8 protein-coding genes are annotated in these 15,747 nt (G+C 57.8%); 4 read left to right on the top strand and 4 right to left on the bottom strand.

Annotation, left to right across the window (positions count from 1 at the left end; all coding sequences use genetic code 11):
• The first annotated feature begins 81 nt into the window (after positions 1-81).
• The 3 genes from purH to ACYZT8_RS02845 all read left to right on the top strand — a co-directional run bounded on the left by purH (position 82) and on the right by ACYZT8_RS02845 (position 6,015).
• Entirely contained in the window at positions 82-1,689 is a 1,608-nt protein-coding gene (purH, locus tag ACYZT8_RS02855; protein ID WP_461957052.1) for a bifunctional phosphoribosylaminoimidazolecarboxamide formyltransferase/IMP cyclohydrolase, read from the top strand.
• A 153-nt stretch (positions 1,690-1,842) separates the two neighbouring features.
• Entirely contained in the window at positions 1,843-3,138 is a 1,296-nt protein-coding gene (purD, locus tag ACYZT8_RS02850) for a phosphoribosylamine--glycine ligase (RefSeq protein WP_461979081.1), read from the top strand.
• A gap of 99 nt (positions 3,139-3,237) precedes the next feature.
• The gene (locus ACYZT8_RS02845) at positions 3,238-6,015 is read left to right on the top strand and encodes a hybrid sensor histidine kinase/response regulator (protein ID WP_461979079.1); all 2,778 of its coding nucleotides are present in this window, start codon (positions 3,238-3,240) and stop codon (positions 6,013-6,015) included.
• Here the strand turns inward: ACYZT8_RS02845 and ACYZT8_RS02840 are convergent.
• A complete protein-coding gene (locus ACYZT8_RS02840; RefSeq protein WP_461979077.1) occupies positions 6,003-6,740 on the bottom strand; it encodes a hypothetical protein in 738 nt (245 codons plus the stop codon). The genes ACYZT8_RS02845 and ACYZT8_RS02840 overlap by 13 nt on opposite strands.
• Before the next feature lie 57 nt (positions 6,741-6,797).
• A complete protein-coding gene (locus ACYZT8_RS02835; RefSeq protein ID WP_461979075.1) occupies positions 6,798-7,586 on the bottom strand; it encodes a hypothetical protein in 789 nt (262 codons plus the stop codon).
• 247 nt (positions 7,587-7,833) lie between these two features.
• On the opposite strand from ACYZT8_RS02835, the gene ACYZT8_RS02830 reads away from it, so the two are divergent.
• Positions 7,834-8,430 (top strand): MarC family protein, encoded by a 597-nt coding sequence (locus tag ACYZT8_RS02830; protein ID WP_007937197.1) that lies wholly within the window; start codon positions 7,834-7,836, stop codon positions 8,428-8,430.
• A gap of 20 nt (positions 8,431-8,450) precedes the next feature.
• On the opposite strand, the gene ACYZT8_RS02825 is transcribed toward ACYZT8_RS02830, so the two are convergent.
• Both ACYZT8_RS02825 and ACYZT8_RS02820 read right to left on the bottom strand, forming a co-directional pair.
• Complete coding sequence (locus tag ACYZT8_RS02825; RefSeq protein WP_461979073.1) at positions 8,451-13,010, bottom strand: TcdA/TcdB pore-forming domain-containing protein; 4,560 nt, start codon at positions 13,008-13,010, stop codon at positions 8,451-8,453.
• Positions 12,895-15,546, bottom strand: coding sequence for a TcdA/TcdB catalytic glycosyltransferase domain-containing protein (locus ACYZT8_RS02820; protein ID WP_461979071.1), 2,652 nt, complete (start codon positions 15,544-15,546; stop codon positions 12,895-12,897). The genes ACYZT8_RS02825 and ACYZT8_RS02820 overlap by 116 nt, the downstream gene beginning before the upstream one ends.
• Positions 15,547-15,747: the final 201 nt, after the last annotated feature.

The following is a 15,747-nucleotide window of genomic DNA, read 5'->3' as shown; positions in this document are numbered from 1 at the left end:
GCATTCAATCAAACCAGAAAGGCGCCCGCGTAAAAACGGTCGCCTTTTTTGCTGACTCCTTTGCTTTTGATGGAAATTGAAATGACCGACCAGACTACCCGCCTGCCGATCCGCCGCGCCTTGATCAGCGTTTCCGACAAGACCGGGATCCTCGAATTCGCCAAAGAGCTTGAAGCCCTGGGCGTCGAGATCCTCTCCACCGGCGGAACGTTCAAGCTGCTGCGCGACAACGGTGTTGCCGCAGTGGAAGTCGCGGATTACACCGGTTTCGCAGAAATGATGGACGGTCGGGTCAAGACCCTGCACCCGAAAATCCACGGCGGGATCCTGGGTCGTCGCGGTATCGATGACGCCATCATGAACGAGCACGGCATCAAGCCGATCGATCTGGTCGCGGTCAACCTTTACCCGTTCGAAGCCACCATCAACAAGCCAGGCTGCGACCTGCCGACCGCCATCGAAAACATCGACATCGGCGGCCCGACCATGGTCCGTTCGGCAGCAAAAAACCATAAAGACGTGGCCATCGTGGTGAATGCCAGCGACTACGCCAGCGTCCTCGAAGGCCTGAAGGCCGGCGGTCTGACCTACGCTCAGCGTTTCGACCTGATGCTCAAGGCCTTTGAACACACCGCAGCCTACGACGGCATGATCGCCAACTACATGGGCACCGTGAACCAGGCCGCTGACACCCTCAGCACCGAAGGTCGCAGCGAGTTCCCGCGCACCTTCAACAGCCAGTTCGTCAAGGCCCAGGAAATGCGCTACGGCGAGAACCCGCACCAGAGCGCGGCGTTCTACGTGGAAGCCAAGCCTGCCGAAGTCGGCATTGCCACCGCGACCCAGCTGCAAGGCAAAGAACTGTCGTACAACAACGTGGCCGACACCGACGCCGCACTGGAATGCGTGAAGAGCTTCGTCAAGCCGGCCTGCGTGATCGTCAAGCACGCCAACCCGTGCGGCGTTGCGGTCAGCCCGGACGCTGAAGGCGGTATCCGTCAGGCGTACGAACTGGCTTACGCCACCGACACCGAGTCGGCGTTCGGCGGCATCATCGCGTTCAACCGCGAACTGGATGCTGAAACCGCCAAGGCGATCGTCGAGCGTCAATTCGTCGAAGTGATCATCGCCCCAAGCGTCAGCGAAGAAGCCCGCGCCATCGTGGCTGCCAAAGCCAACGTGCGCCTGCTGGCCTGCGGCGAGTGGTCGGCCGACCGCGCCGCTGCCTGGGACTACAAACGCGTCAACGGCGGTTTGCTGGTACAAAGCCGCGACATCGGCATGATCGGCAGCGAAGACCTGAAAGTCGTGACCAAGCGTGCGCCGACCGAACAGGAAATCAACGACCTGATCTTCGCCTGGAAAGTGGCCAAGTACGTTAAATCCAACGCCATTGTCTACGCCAAGAACCGTCAGACCATCGGCGTCGGCGCTGGCCAGATGAGCCGCGTGAATTCGGCACGTATTGCTGCGATCAAGGCTGAACACGCCGGTTTGCAAGTGGCCGGTTCGGTCATGGCATCCGACGCGTTCTTCCCGTTCCGCGACGGCCTGGACAACGCGGCCAAGGTCGGCATCACTGCGGTGATCCAGCCGGGTGGTTCGATGCGTGATGCTGAAGTGATTGCAGCTGCCGACGAAGCCGGCATCGCCATGGTCTTCACCGGCATGCGCCACTTCCGTCACTAAGTACACGATCCACTGTGGGAGCTGGCCTGCCAGCGATAGCATCCCCTCGGTTTAGCTGATAAACCGAGCTGTCTGCATCGCCGGCAGGCCAGCTCCCACAGAAAAGCAGCTTCAGTGCTGCCTCCAGAATTAGCGTCATCCGAGGTTTTTGAAATGAATGTTTTGATCATTGGCAGCGGTGGCCGTGAACACGCCCTGGCCTGGAAAGTGGCTCAGGATCCGCGTGTGCAGAAAGTGTTTGTTGCCCCGGGCAACGCCGGCACCGCCATTGAAGCCAAGTGCGAGAACGTCGCTATCGACGTACTGGCCCTTGAGCAACTGGCAGATTTTGCCGAGAAGAACGTTTCCCTGACCATCGTGGGTCCGGAAGTCCCGCTGGTTGCCGGTGTTGTCGATCTGTTCCGCTCCCGCGGCCTGGATTGCTTCGGTCCGACGGCCGGCGCTGCCCAACTTGAAGGTTCGAAAGCCTTCACCAAGGACTTCCTGGCGCGCCACAAGATCCCGACGGCCGATTACCAGAACTTCACCGAGATCGAGCCAGCCCTGGCTTATCTGCGTGAAAAAGGCGCGCCGATCGTGATCAAGGCCGATGGCCTGGCCGCTGGTAAAGGCGTGATCGTTGCCATGACCCTGACCGAAGCCGAAGACGCCGTACGCGATATGCTCGCAGGCAATGCGTTCGGCGACGCCGGTTCCCGTGTCGTGATCGAAGAATTCCTGGACGGCGAAGAAGCCAGCTTCATCGTCATGGTCGACGGCAAGAACGTGCTGCCGATGGCCACCAGTCAGGACCACAAACGCGTCGGCGACGGCGACACCGGTCCGAACACCGGCGGCATGGGTGCTTACTCCCCTGCTCCGGTGGTCACCGCTGACGTCCATCAGCGGGTCATGGACCTGGTGATCTGGCCGACCGTGCGTGGCATGACCGATGAAGGCAACGTCTACACCGGTTTCCTGTATGCCGGCCTGATGATCGACAAGGCTGGTAACCCAAAAGTTATCGAGTTCAACTGCCGTTTCGGTGATCCTGAGACCCAACCGGTGATGCTGCGTTTGCAGTCGAGCCTGGTATTGCTGGTCGAAGCGGCCCTGGCGCAAGCCCTGGACAAGGTCGAAGCGCAATGGGATCCACGTCCGAGCGTCGGTATCGTACTGGCAGCGGGCGGCTATCCTGGCGACTACGCTAAAGGCGTCGCCATCAACGGTCTGGATGCAGCCGCTGCACTGGAAGGCAAAGTCTTCCACGCCGGTACTGCGCTCAAAGACGGTCAGGTGGTGACAGCCGGTGGTCGTGTGCTTTGCGCAACCGCCATGGGCGCCAGCGTTGATGCTGCTCAGCAGCAGGCTTACAAACTGGCGGCGAAGATTGACTGGGAAGGCAGTTTCTATCGCAAGGACATTGGCTACCGTGCCATTGCCCGCGAGCGTGGCGAAAATCAGGAATAAGCGATCCGTTCGGCAGGGCTTGAGCTTCAGGCCCTTGCCGGACTGTTCCGACGCCGCGCATAGTTATAATCTGGCATCAACCTACGAAGGGATTTCGCCGTGCGCTGGCTCAGGATTGCCATAGGTTTAACCGTCACGTTGCTGACCTTGCTCTGCATGCTCCCGGCCCAGGCCGCGCAAGGCAGTGGTTGGGCGGTATTGCTTGACGAACAGGGCGACCTGCAGCTGAGCGACATCCGTTCCGCTCGCTACACCAATCAATTCAGCCCCATCGATCTCGACCGCCTCACCGCGGCCGAGCCCGAAGGTGCGTTGTGGCTGCGTTTCAAGCTCACGCCCGGCAAGCACGAGCAATTGCTTCGAGTGTTCGCCCCCGACCTGTCGCACCTCAATCTGTACGTGCTCGACGGCGACACGCTGATCGATCAATTGAACACCGGCACCGGCCAGCCCCAGACTGACCGTCCCCTGCCCAGCAGCGATTTCATGTTGCCGCTGCCGCAAAGCGACAAACCCCTCGACGTCTACCTGCGACTGGTGTCTGAACACCAGTTGCGGCCGTATATCACCCTGCAATCGGCGGTCATGACCGCAGCCAATCAGAACCAGATGCTGATTTACGGCCTGCTGTTCGGTTGCATCGGCATGCTGATCCTGCACAACCTCGTCCGCTATGCCTATACCCGCTCACGCAGCAGCCTGTGGCTGGCCGGATGCGAAGCCTTGTTGATGCTCAGCCTGTTGCTATTGCTGAATCTGGCAGGGCCCTGGCTCCCCAACTGGCACGCGGTGCAGACCCCCGGCGCTTATCTCGCCTTGCTGCTGACGGCGCCCTGCGGCCTGATGTTCGCCTATCGTTTTTTCGCCCCGCTCGGGTCGCACCCGCTGAACAAGCTGTTGCTGGGGGACATTCTGTTCATCGTGGTCTGCGGCTTGCTGCTGTTGTTCGTCAACACGTTGCCGCTGAACATCATTACCTACGCCTTGGTCGCCCTGGCGGGTCTGAGCATGTTGTTCGTCGGCGCCTATCACTGGCAAAAGGGTTATCGCCCGGCGCGTCTGTTCGTGGCGGCGATGGTGGTGTTCAACATCGGTACGCTGATCATGTTGCCCGCCCTGCTGGGGCTGACCCTGGTCGCACCTCAAGGCCTGATCATCACGCTGCTGGTGTTCATCTGCATCAGCGGCCTGCTGATGAGCATTGCGCTGGGCGAACGTCAGCGCAGCATCACCGAAGATCGTTTCAGCGTCAGCCGCGACCTGGCGGCCAGCAACGCCGAGATCAACGCCAAGGCCGAGTTCCTGGCGAAGATCAGCCACGAAATCCGCACCCCGATGAACGGCGTGCTCGGCATGACCGAGCTTCTGCTGGGCACGCCACTGTCGGTCAAGCAGCGCGACTATGTGCAAACCATCCACAGCGCCGGCAACGAACTGCTGACCCTGATCAACGAGATTCTCGACATCTCCAAGCTCGAGTCCGGGCAAATCGAACTGGACGACGTGCAGTTCGACCTCAACGCCTTGATCGAAGACTGCCTGAGCATCTTCCGCGCCAAGGCTGAACAGCAGAACGTCGAGCTGATCAGTTTCATCCAGCCGCAAGTGCCGCGCGTCATCAGCGGTGACCCTACGCGACTGCGCCAGACCTTGCTGAGCCTGCTGGAAAACGCCCTGAAGAAAACCGACGAGGGCGAGATCCTGATCGTCGTTGCCCTTGACGAACGCAGCGCCAAACCGCGCTTGCGCATCGCCGTGCAAGACAGCGGTGTGCCGATGGAGGCCGAAGAGCGCGACGCCCTGATGCACGCCGAACTGCACAGCAAGCACTTCCTCTCCGCAACCAGCCTGGGCGGCAATCTGGGGCTGGTGATTGCCCGTCAACTGATCCGTTTGATGCAAGGGGAATTCGGCATCAAGAGCGGCGCCAACCAGGGCAGCACCTTGTGGCTGACCCTGCCGCTGGACCCTGATCGTCTCGAACACCCGACCTCCGACCTCGATGGGCCGCTGCAAGGTGCGCGCGTGCTGGTGGTGGACGATAACGACACCTGCCGCAAAGTGCTGGTGCAGCAATGCAGCGCCTGGGGCCTGAACGTCAGCGCCGTGCCATCCGGTAAAGAGGCGCTGGCGCTGCTGCGCACCAAGGCTCACCTGCGCGATTATTTCGACGTGGTCCTGCTGGACCAGAACATGCCCGGCATGACCGGCATGCAACTGGCGGCCAAGATCAAGGAAGACCCGAGCCTGAACCACGATATTCTGCTGATCATGCTCACCGGCATCAGCAACGCACCGAGCAAGATCATCGCGCGCAACTCCGGGATCAAGCGCATCCTCGCCAAACCGGTGGCCGGCTACACCCTCAAGACCACCCTGGCGGACGAGTTGAACCAGCGCAACAAGGGCCTTGCCGTCTCGCAGCATCTGCCCACCGGCCCGACCCTGCCGGTCAAGGTTCCGAGTGATTTCCGCATTCTGGTGGCCGAAGACAACAACATCTCGACCAAGGTGATTCGCGGCATGCTCGGCAAGCTCAACCTGCAACCGGACACCGCCAGCAATGGCGAAGAAGCGTTGCAGGCAATGAAAGCCCAGCGTTACGACCTGGTCCTGATGGACTGTGAAATGCCGATCCTCGATGGTTTCTCTGCCACCCAGCAGCTGCGTGCCTGGGAAGTCGGCAATCAGAGGATTCGCACGCCGGTGGTGGCGCTGACCGCACACATCCTTGCCGAGCATAAGGAGCGTGCGCGCCAGGCCGGAATGGACGGGCACATGGCCAAACCGGTCGAGCTGTCGCAGTTGCGCGACCTGATCGAGCATTGGGTTGCACAGCGAGATCAGCAGAATAGGGCGACGGCTCAGATCTCCTGAGCCGCCTTGTGGTGCAATTCGATCAGACCCGAGGCGTCTTCGGTCAGGCTCAGCACCGCAACCTGACCCTCAAGCTTTTCCCTGATCTTGAAGGCGACAGCCGCACGCGCAGGACCGTAGAGGACTTCGGACAGATTGGCCCGAGCGTAACGCAGGCTGACAACACCTTGCACATCCTCGGCCCGATACAATTGCGCCAAAGGATTGGGGCTAATCTCCAAAGGAGTATTGAACTCCAGGTACACGCTTGTCATCGAGGTCGGCGTTCTCGCAAGGATCACCAGTAGACGCATAACCTTGGGTGGCGCAGTCACTTCAGTTGATTCATCTACGCAAGCTTTTTGCATGTGACTGCACAGCAAGCTCATTGCAGGTTCAGTGCCCGACACATTCACCACCCGCGCCAATATTGCGGCAGCCACTCGCCCGTCGTCTGAAGCACCCGTTGCCATCGCAGCGGTAACCCAGTCGATCGCGGATTCGCCGCTGTGCCGGGTTATAAGCTTTTCCTCTCGCACCTTTGTATGCCGCAGCCAGAAATCATCCAAAACCGCCACATAGGCGTTGTACCAATCAGCTGCCGAGTCTTTTTCAACTTGTTTGTTGGCAACCAACTGCGCCAGGAATACTGAATTGACCAAATCATCATGAGCTGCCAACCCATCAGATACAGGAACAATCACGATTGCCCCCCCAACAACCACCACTGAGTAATCGCAATTCATATTATCCACTCACCAATAAAGAAGGGCAGCCGACAACCGACTACCCATCCCATTTAATTAGATGTCGTAATCGGCAACTTTGCCGGAATGAGCGATTAGTTTGTTCGCAATAAGATCACGAGTGGCTTTGGCGACCAGCTCATTTTTCTCAAATACTGCTTCCCCGCGATACAGCTTCACTTCGCGAGTATCCACATCCACAAACAACACTTTGTGCGACCCGTTCCTGCGTAAAAACCGCACCGCACCGAGCGCCATCGTGGCGACGCCATTATTTTCAATGCACGCACCGGCCGCTATTCCGCCCACGCCGTGCTGCAACAAATTTCGTTCATAAACGGTCAGTGCCGTATCGCGTTTTTGCAGGGCGGTAATCGCATCCCCTGCCACTTTCAGCATCAATGCAGTCGTCGGACCAGGCAGCGCAACGCCTGCGACTACAGAGCCAAGAATCTCCAACACCAGTTTGTCCATGCGAACACTGGTTCCGCTGATATTCAAGTCATTGTAGTAAAGGCTGATGCTTGACCAGCCCGCTTTGCCCATGACTTCCTTAAACAGCCCATACCATTCTTTTCCTTGGTAGTCCTCCGGAAATGCCTTGTTCGCTACAAGGGTTGCATACAGATAGGCATTCTGTGCATCCGACCGGTTTTCACCACTGAGGCCACTGCTGAAAGACAATACGCCTTCGCCCACAATGGAGGCTTTCGATGGTTCTGCAACGGTGTCACCCACCGAAAACTTGTTACGAGGGCGAATAGTCAATACATCATCAATCTCATACGCCTGCAAACACTTAATACAGTCAGAAATATAGTGCTCGCCAAAGACCTGATTATTCACAAAAGACTCCTTTTTAATAGTTAAGCCAGCTCTTCATGAGCTGGCAAACAAACAATATCCAATCAAACCAACACTAACAAACGCAAATATGTAACTCCATACCCAGCCCACTGTTAAATTATCCAAACCTTAGTTAATAACACCACTAACAAATACTAAATCAACAAAGTCTTTGACGCCGATACCCACACGCAATTGATCGACTGATAGACTTCGCCTCACCACTCTCTTGCTGCGAGCCGAAATCATGCTCCACGTGTTATTTAGCGTTTACCTGAAGATGCTGGTGCTCTACAGCCCGTTCTTCGTGTTGTCCTGCTTCATCAGCCTGACCCGCGGTTATTCACGCAAGGAACAGCGTCGGCTGGCCTGGAAAGTGGCAACCGCCACGCTGGTGTCCAGCGTTTTGCTATACCTGTTCGGGCGTGTGATTTTCAGTGTCTTCGGCATCACCGTGGACGCCTTCCGCATCGGTGCCGGCAGCGTGCTGTTTATCTCGGCGCTGGGCATGGCCCAGGGCAAGTCGGCGGTGCAGACCGACAATGTGCAGCAGGACGTGACCATCGTCCCGCTGACCATCCCATTGACGGTCGGCCCCGGCACCATTGGTGCCTTGCTGGTCATGGGCGTGAGCCAGCCGCATTGGGACGACAAACTCACGGCCATTCTCAGTATTGCCCTGGCCAGTTTTACGGTCGGCGTAGTGTTGTATCTGTCGAACCGTATCGAGCGGATTCTCGGTGATCAGGGGTTGCAGATTGTCAGCCGGTTGATGGGGCTGTTCGTCTGCGCGCTGGCGGCACAGATTATCTTCACGGGCGTGAAAGGCTATCTGGTGCCGTAATCCGCCAGGTAGCGCACGCTCTAAATAGCCGGTTCTGCGATCACCTCGACCTGATAATTCGACATCAGCTCCGTTAACGTTGCGCTGCCGGAAACACCCTTTTGCCTCAGCAACTCGGCCACTATCTCCGACACCGCACGTGATCGATAGCCATTGAGCGAAAGGAAAACATCCCCCCGCAATGCCACATCCGCTGAGTAAACGCCGCGAAAAATCAGGCTATGCCCGCTATCAAGGCCATTCATCACCAAGTGTTCATCGACCAGGCTGACCCATAACTGATCCATGATCGAGGCGTCCAGAATCAGTTTCCCCGGAATCAAGGGTGGGCGCTCAAGTGGATAACGACAATCGACAATGACCGATTCAAGTTTCAACCAGGCCGCCCGGGTCAGCCGGCCAGTCGTTGCACCCTGGCCCATTTTGAGCACCAGGATACTGACATCATCCGCAATCAACGGGAGCAGGTCATGGGCTGTCTTTGGCCCCTCAACCACCAGGACTTCGGCGTTACGCTGGACATAGTCGAGCGGCCCGAATGTGCTGTTTCGCGGATAGGTGTGCAACAAACCATCTCCGCGCTCGTGCAGCATCACATTGGTTTGATTCCGGGTGCCTACCAGCGTGTATTGCGCAGTAGTGGCGGCTTTCGGAATCCGGATCAATCGTCCCGTCCGGACCACATACCACTGAAGGCTGCCTGGGGCTTTTACGGACAGAAAATCGGCGCATCGATGTTCGTTCGCCAGCGCCGCCAGCCCCTCACTCAACGGTCCTTCCTGTGCCGTGACCCAGCGGCTGTCCACCCCCGTAATCCGTAACGGTTCGTTGTGCTGTAAATCCACCACCAGGCCATCGAGCGTCGTCGCCCTCAGGCCAGCACCTTCCACTTTCACGTCGGTAAAGATCCAGGGTGCCCATTCCTGCACCGGGGCGGGCAATGCCTCAGCTTGCAAAAGTCTGGTTCCTTGGCCGAATGCAGCGCTCAACAGTTTCGAATCGATAAAGCGCTGACTGAAAATCTTGCCTGTTGGAAGATCAAACACCCAGGCGGCCTGATTGTCTGGATCGATACCCAGCAACCGCACTTCTTTGCCGTGGCCAAGATCCGCAAGCAACAACCGATCGTCCAGGTACCAGGCGCACAAACCGGCGTCCCCGGTAAAGTTGGTCAAACCAAGGAGGGCGAAACTCGACACCGGGTACCGCGTCGACACCGCTGGCAATGCGGACCACCACTGGGCTCGATCCTTGAACCAGATTTCGGTCAGTCCGCCCAAGCGCAGATACCCGTCCGGCGTCATATTGAAGAACAGACCCATGTCGGTCAGGGCGAGGTGGCCCTGCTCAACGGCGACAACATTTTTCAGCCCTGTGGGGGCAATTTCCTGGGAAGACCATTGCGCACGCCCGTGAACCATCGACCATTGCTGTCGCACGAGGCTTCCAACGGGCTTGTCGTAGGTCACGAAAACCTCGCCCTCGACACCGGCGGGAGCAATCAGTAAAAGGGTATCCAAGGCCTTGACCGAATCCGTCCATCCCCGCGCATGATGACGCCGGGCAGTTGCACGGATGATCATCCCGTCAACACTGCGGACCCAGACCAAATCACGAGAAGAGTCTTCGAACTGCCAACAAATCGAAACCAGCGCCCCAGGGCGCCAATTCACGGTATCGATGGACTCTGCCGGCAACACATAATCGCCCAGTACCTGCTTCCAGTCCGTAAGCGTGTCGACCTGTAAAACAGCCTGCAATGCTGGATCGTGACCGCGGGTGATTGAGCCAAGCAACACTGCCCCGTCATGGATCAAGTAAGTCAGCTCATCGTGCGGCCCCTCCTTTGGAGTGGACCGCTGCACGATCTGAATGCCGCCGTTGGCCACGGCCTCACAGCGGGCAATCGCCAAGCCATCCTTTAGCAGCAAACGATAGCGTTGGACCAGCGTGCCGGTGATCGCGTCGACCTGCCAGACATCGAAGTTGTCGGGGTGATAGAAATACGCCGAGCCCTCGACCACCGCTCCCAACACGACCTCATCGGCCAACAAGACATTCGGGTCGCGGATGTACAGAAAACGATCCTGAACCGAGTCGTAATACGCAGCCACCGTCCTCGGCTCGTCCGGCTTTTCAAACGGCACCACAAAGTTGTGAACGGGGGTGTAAGGCATGGCCAGCCGATGTTCACGCGCCAGTGACTTGAAGTGGTCCAGCAACGCTTGCTCCCCGAGCGCCGGATCGGCCTCTTCTTCGACCACCTCCAGCGTCAGGGCAACAAGGTCAACGCGCATGACTTTGTTCCCCGCAAGCTTGAGCAACACATCGTGAACGCCGCCGCCACTGAACTTCACACCCAACGTATCCGCAACGAGGTTACCCGCAGCAGCTATGCGGATGCCTGCCTCGGCCAGCCAGGTAGCCTGCAGCACCCAGCGCATGGCCGTATGGCCGGGCGCGTTGAGTTCAACGCTCACCCCGGGATTGAGCAGTATGGAACAGCGGGCGCCTGCGCCTTCTATTCGATACGAGACCAGGCCGTGCCACGCCTTCGGCAGGGCAGGCACCACCAGCGAACGCTCGATATTGTCGAGACGAACGCTGAACACCGTTGGCTTGTAGACCGGGTTCAGACGGTTGACCACGTACTCGCCGGGAAACGAGTAAAACGAAAACAGAAACTGCCATTGCCCCTGTGCATTCTTTTTCTCCAGTCGACGGGCCGTATCGAATCCGCCGGCATGACGAAACGAGACAAACGGCAGCAACTTGTACTCATAGCCGTACCAGGTCTTGGGTGTGCAGGGTAAAACGATCGTCTGCCCGGGCTGCGGCGAAAAAGACGCCGAGTCGGGCAACCCCAGGCCCACTCGGATATCGGTGGCGCGGTCGTAATCCACATCGAAATCCGGAACCCCGAAATGGTCCCGAAGCGGGAACAGCTTGGGGCTGTCGAAACGGACGCTGGAGGCACGCAAATCAAGATCGGCGAACACCAGCAAAGGTTGCGCAATCCAGGCATTTGATGCCTTGTCCAGTTGGTAGCCGCCCTGCAGATAAGCCTTTTCCAGCCCTTCAAAAAACCGGCCAACCTCTTTGGCTTCCTCGGCGATGGTCGCAAACCCTTCCGCCAGCGCCGACACGCCCACCGCCAGCCCGCCCAGAATCACCCCGACGCCGCCGAGCACCGCCGCCACGGTACCCGCGCCAGCCAATGCGGCACCCAGCCCGGCTGCGCCCAATACGGCGCTCGCGGAGTCGAATGCCAGCTGCGTCCCGAACTGCGCCTTTTCAATGTCATTGGTGGCATGGCTCAACTGGTAAATATCAAACCCGACATTCACCATTCCCAACACCGTACCGACGCCTTCATTGGCCACATGACCCAATGCCTTTTGCACCAACGGCGCACTGGTACGGGCGATCAGCTTTTCATCGTCCAGCGCCTGACGCACCAGTGCCACAACGCCAATCACGTCCACCACGTTGCCGTGGACCAGCTGGGCGTAGTTGACGTAGGCATGCAAACGAATGGCAGTGGTCAGTGCCTTGTCACCACCGCTGACCTCGCCTTCGTGATGGCGCAACGCGTTCATCAAGGCTTGTACGGTAAAACCGGCATTGAGCGTATGGACGCTGCCGGCGTCCGTCGGGTCAGCCGAGCCGGCCGGTTCATGCGGTTGCGCTGCCAACGTATGGAAGGTTTCCGAGAGGTATTTCTTGATCCTCAGGAATCGAGGGTCCTCGGTGGTGACGCGCACAACGGTCTGCGCTGGATCGGTATCGACCAGACTGATTTTGTACTCGCCTGCCGGAGTGATCTCCAGTGTCTCGAACAACGCGACGGCACCTGACGACAGCCCGTGTTGCTCCTGCAACTGCCGTATCGCCTGCGCGATCTGCCCGCCCCACCAGTGTGCGTCCAGTTCCAGTAACGAATTGCCCAGCACCCCATTGCTGACCAGCGACTGCCCGCGCGCGCTGGCCAGCCGCTGTCTGACCCGAGGTGCCTGTTCAGGCAGGCTGCCCGAATCGGAAAGACTGGACACTCGGACCCCCGACGACAGTACCGTTGCATTGAGTCGACCCGCGTCGAGTTCAATCAGATCAAAGGTCGGACGAGCAGGTACGCCATAAGCGGCGTAGGGCCAGGCCATCTCCTGGCGAACGAAAAAATGGGTCAGCGCAGTGCTGAGCGTCTCAGCAGTATCGAACTCGAAAACGCCAAAGTTCGGATCGTAGAAATGGTAGGTACTGCCCTCGCCAACGACACTTTTGGCCACCAGCATCGAGTGGTTATCCGAGTTGAGCATCAACGTGCTGCCGGCGGTTTTCTCTTCGAGCGTTGCAATCACCTGTGCCAGATCAGAGCGCACCACTGGCCCGCCCAAGTCATGAATGTCGACATCACGAAGCTCTTCGAGAATGCTCACGAATGCAGTCGAATCGTGGGTACCGGGCTCAATGACCGCCAGGTAAAACCGCTCGCGAAGGATGTTGCCCGCTTCGTTCCCTTTGCTGATTGCAGCCGCCATGGCCAATGCCAACGGGTAGCAACGCCCCGGCGATCCGGTCACCGCCCCCCTGCAGCAACAAATCCTGTGGCACCAGTTTGAAGCTGCCTTGATCGAAGCTTTCCAGTACATCGGTCATGCGCTCGCCAATCCGGTCACGGAACTCGAGTTTTGCGACCTGCTGAATACGGGCGACCTGACGCCCCCATTGCAGCAAGGTCAGAGACTGCTCCAGCGCCTGTTTCTTCAACTCAATGCTGGTTTCGGACAACGCTATGGAGGGTGTCGAGGCACTGGCCAAACCGTCAACGAACGCGGGGTGATTTTCTTTTAACAACTCCCGTTCAATGGCCCCGTAACGGTGTGACACACCCAGTTCAGACACGTTGTTGGCAAGGTTTTCCAACCGCGCACTGACCTGATCAAAGTTGCGTTGATCCATTGCCCGCGCGCCCAGCAACGAGCCGATCAACAACCGCTGCCGGGGGTCAAGCTGCTCGACCTGAAACGTGCCCCGGCCAATGCGGTGAAGCAATTCGTCCAGAGGTAAATCCCCGGCCGCCGGCTCGCCGACCAACGACGGCGGCACCGCGATTTCCTGTGCGAGGATGGATTGACGCTCGTCAAAACTCAGCTGCAACGGCTTGTCGAAAGTCACCTCACCGGTGGTCCGCTGACTCATCGCTCGCAAAAGGGGTTCACCAAGTTGTTGCGCCAGGGATTGCAGCAATTCGGTCGACAACACATGTCGACCTTCAACGATTGGCCAGCCATGATCGAAATGGAGCGTCTGGCTCTTTAGCAACTGATCCACTTTCCCCACGTAACGCGCCTTGAATTGCCCGGCCTCCCACCGTTGATTTTCGTTCTTGAGCCAATCATCGGCGTCACTTTCGTTTTCTTTCCAGGAATGGTCCTGCTCCTCCTCGGTATCCCGATTCACCGTTGCGGTGGCGTCAATAGCCACATCCTTTCGCCAGGCGCCCGCGGCACGAGGGGTGAAGTGCATTTTTGCGTAATCCGCGAGCGCATCGCGCATCGCAGCGGGCCCGGTCAGATAGATGGTCACTTCGCTTTGGGGGCGAATGCCATCGCTGTAGTAAGAAGTTGCAGCCAGGGCCAGAAGATACTGCTCAGGATCTACATGCCCCGGTAGAGTACGCAAATGGGCGAGCTTTTCTTCGACGACTTCTATCGCAATACGACTCATGGCCTCAGCGTCGATAGCGGAAACCTGGTGCTCCATGGCCAAACGGGCTGTGGCATCAACGATCTCATAATTGAGTTTGAAGCGATCGATCATGGCGCTCACCATCGCCGATCCAGGATGTGCCATGAGAAACGCATTACTCAGACTGCCCTCCTCGGCAACCGCTCGCAGTCCGTTCAGACGAACGAGACGTTCTGCGGGCGCGCTAAAAACGCTAGTCAACTGCGGACGACTTTTAGCGAAACGTTCCAGCGCCGGGCGATGTTCCACAGGAATATGCTCAAAGTAGCTTTTGTACTGGCTCCTTGATGCTTCGCGACCGGGCATCCAGTGTGGGTTTCGATCCAGCACCAACTGCAATACGCCCAGGCGCGCATCGCTGCTCAATTGACCGATGTCCACATCGCCGAGCATTTTTAAAAGCGGTGGCAGGTTATCGACATCCGCATAAATTCCGCCTTCAGTCATCAAGGCCTCAATGCGAACCACATCGGAGGCCGCGGCAAAATTGCCTCGCAGACTGATTTCCCGTTGGTAAATGTCCTGCAAGTGAAGCGGTATTACATTCGCCGCAAGATCACGAAGTTCCACTCCGGCCTCGCCCAGTGCCGAAATACTCTGGCCATTTTTGTCCCGCAGGGCCTTCAGGCTTGCTTCATTCTGGCCATATCCACGAACCAGAAGATCAATACGTGCGTCATCCGGGTTAACACCACGCCCTACCGTGTTATTGATATGGGCGAACATTTGTTGTTTGAGAACAATGGCCCGCTCCTCGTATTTATCACCAAGTTCAATACTGGATTCAGTGCTATGTCCGCCATTAATCATCGCATCGGCTTTCGCGGCCTCGACAACGATCCGGTTGGTTTCATAGGCCAGTAACGCATCGCTGTCGTACCAGAGCTTCACGGCATAGCCCTGCCCGGCCAACACTTTGTTCCAGACATCAATGTAGTCACGCTGGATAGTTCCGAGGCCACCTCCAAGCCAGACGAAGTGAAGATTTTTCGGCACTTCCGTGGCCGCGGCACTCAGCTGTTCAATGCTGTCGGACAGGCGCACCTGAAAGTCTTCGATCCTGTCGCGGATTTCAGTCAGACCCGGAGCGGCAGGGCCCTGTTGTGCAGTTGGCGTTTCCATTCCTGCCGCACGTCGACGCCGGCGCTTGGGCTCAACAAAAGAACCGAGCGCCTCGCGCAGCAAACCCAACGGCTCAAGCATTCTCGGAAAGTCGAGCATGGCGATACAAGCGAAGTAATATCGAAATACCGCATCGTATTCTTCTGTGTCTTTATGTTCCTGTAACGCTTGCTCAAGATCAGACAGTTTAAACAGATCGATAAAATCGACATAGCCGTTCACACGACGAGCAGCTTGTTCACCCATAAATATACTTCCCTGTAAAAATAGGCTGGCTTTCTCAAAAAACACTAACCGAACGAACTTTCATCCTCAAAGTAGAAAACAAACAATTGATGACCAACCGAACATCCAGAAACTTTAAACCCGTCCAAAACCACAAACAAAAAGACAGCCACCCACAAACGCGGCAGTTCTCTTTACACCAAAGCAAACATTAACTTACAT

It is taken from the genome of Pseudomonas sp. LB3P93 (assembly GCF_054898025.1).
The sequence above is the reverse complement of the archived record's forward strand: the minus strand, read 5'-3'. Positions and strand labels throughout refer to the sequence as shown.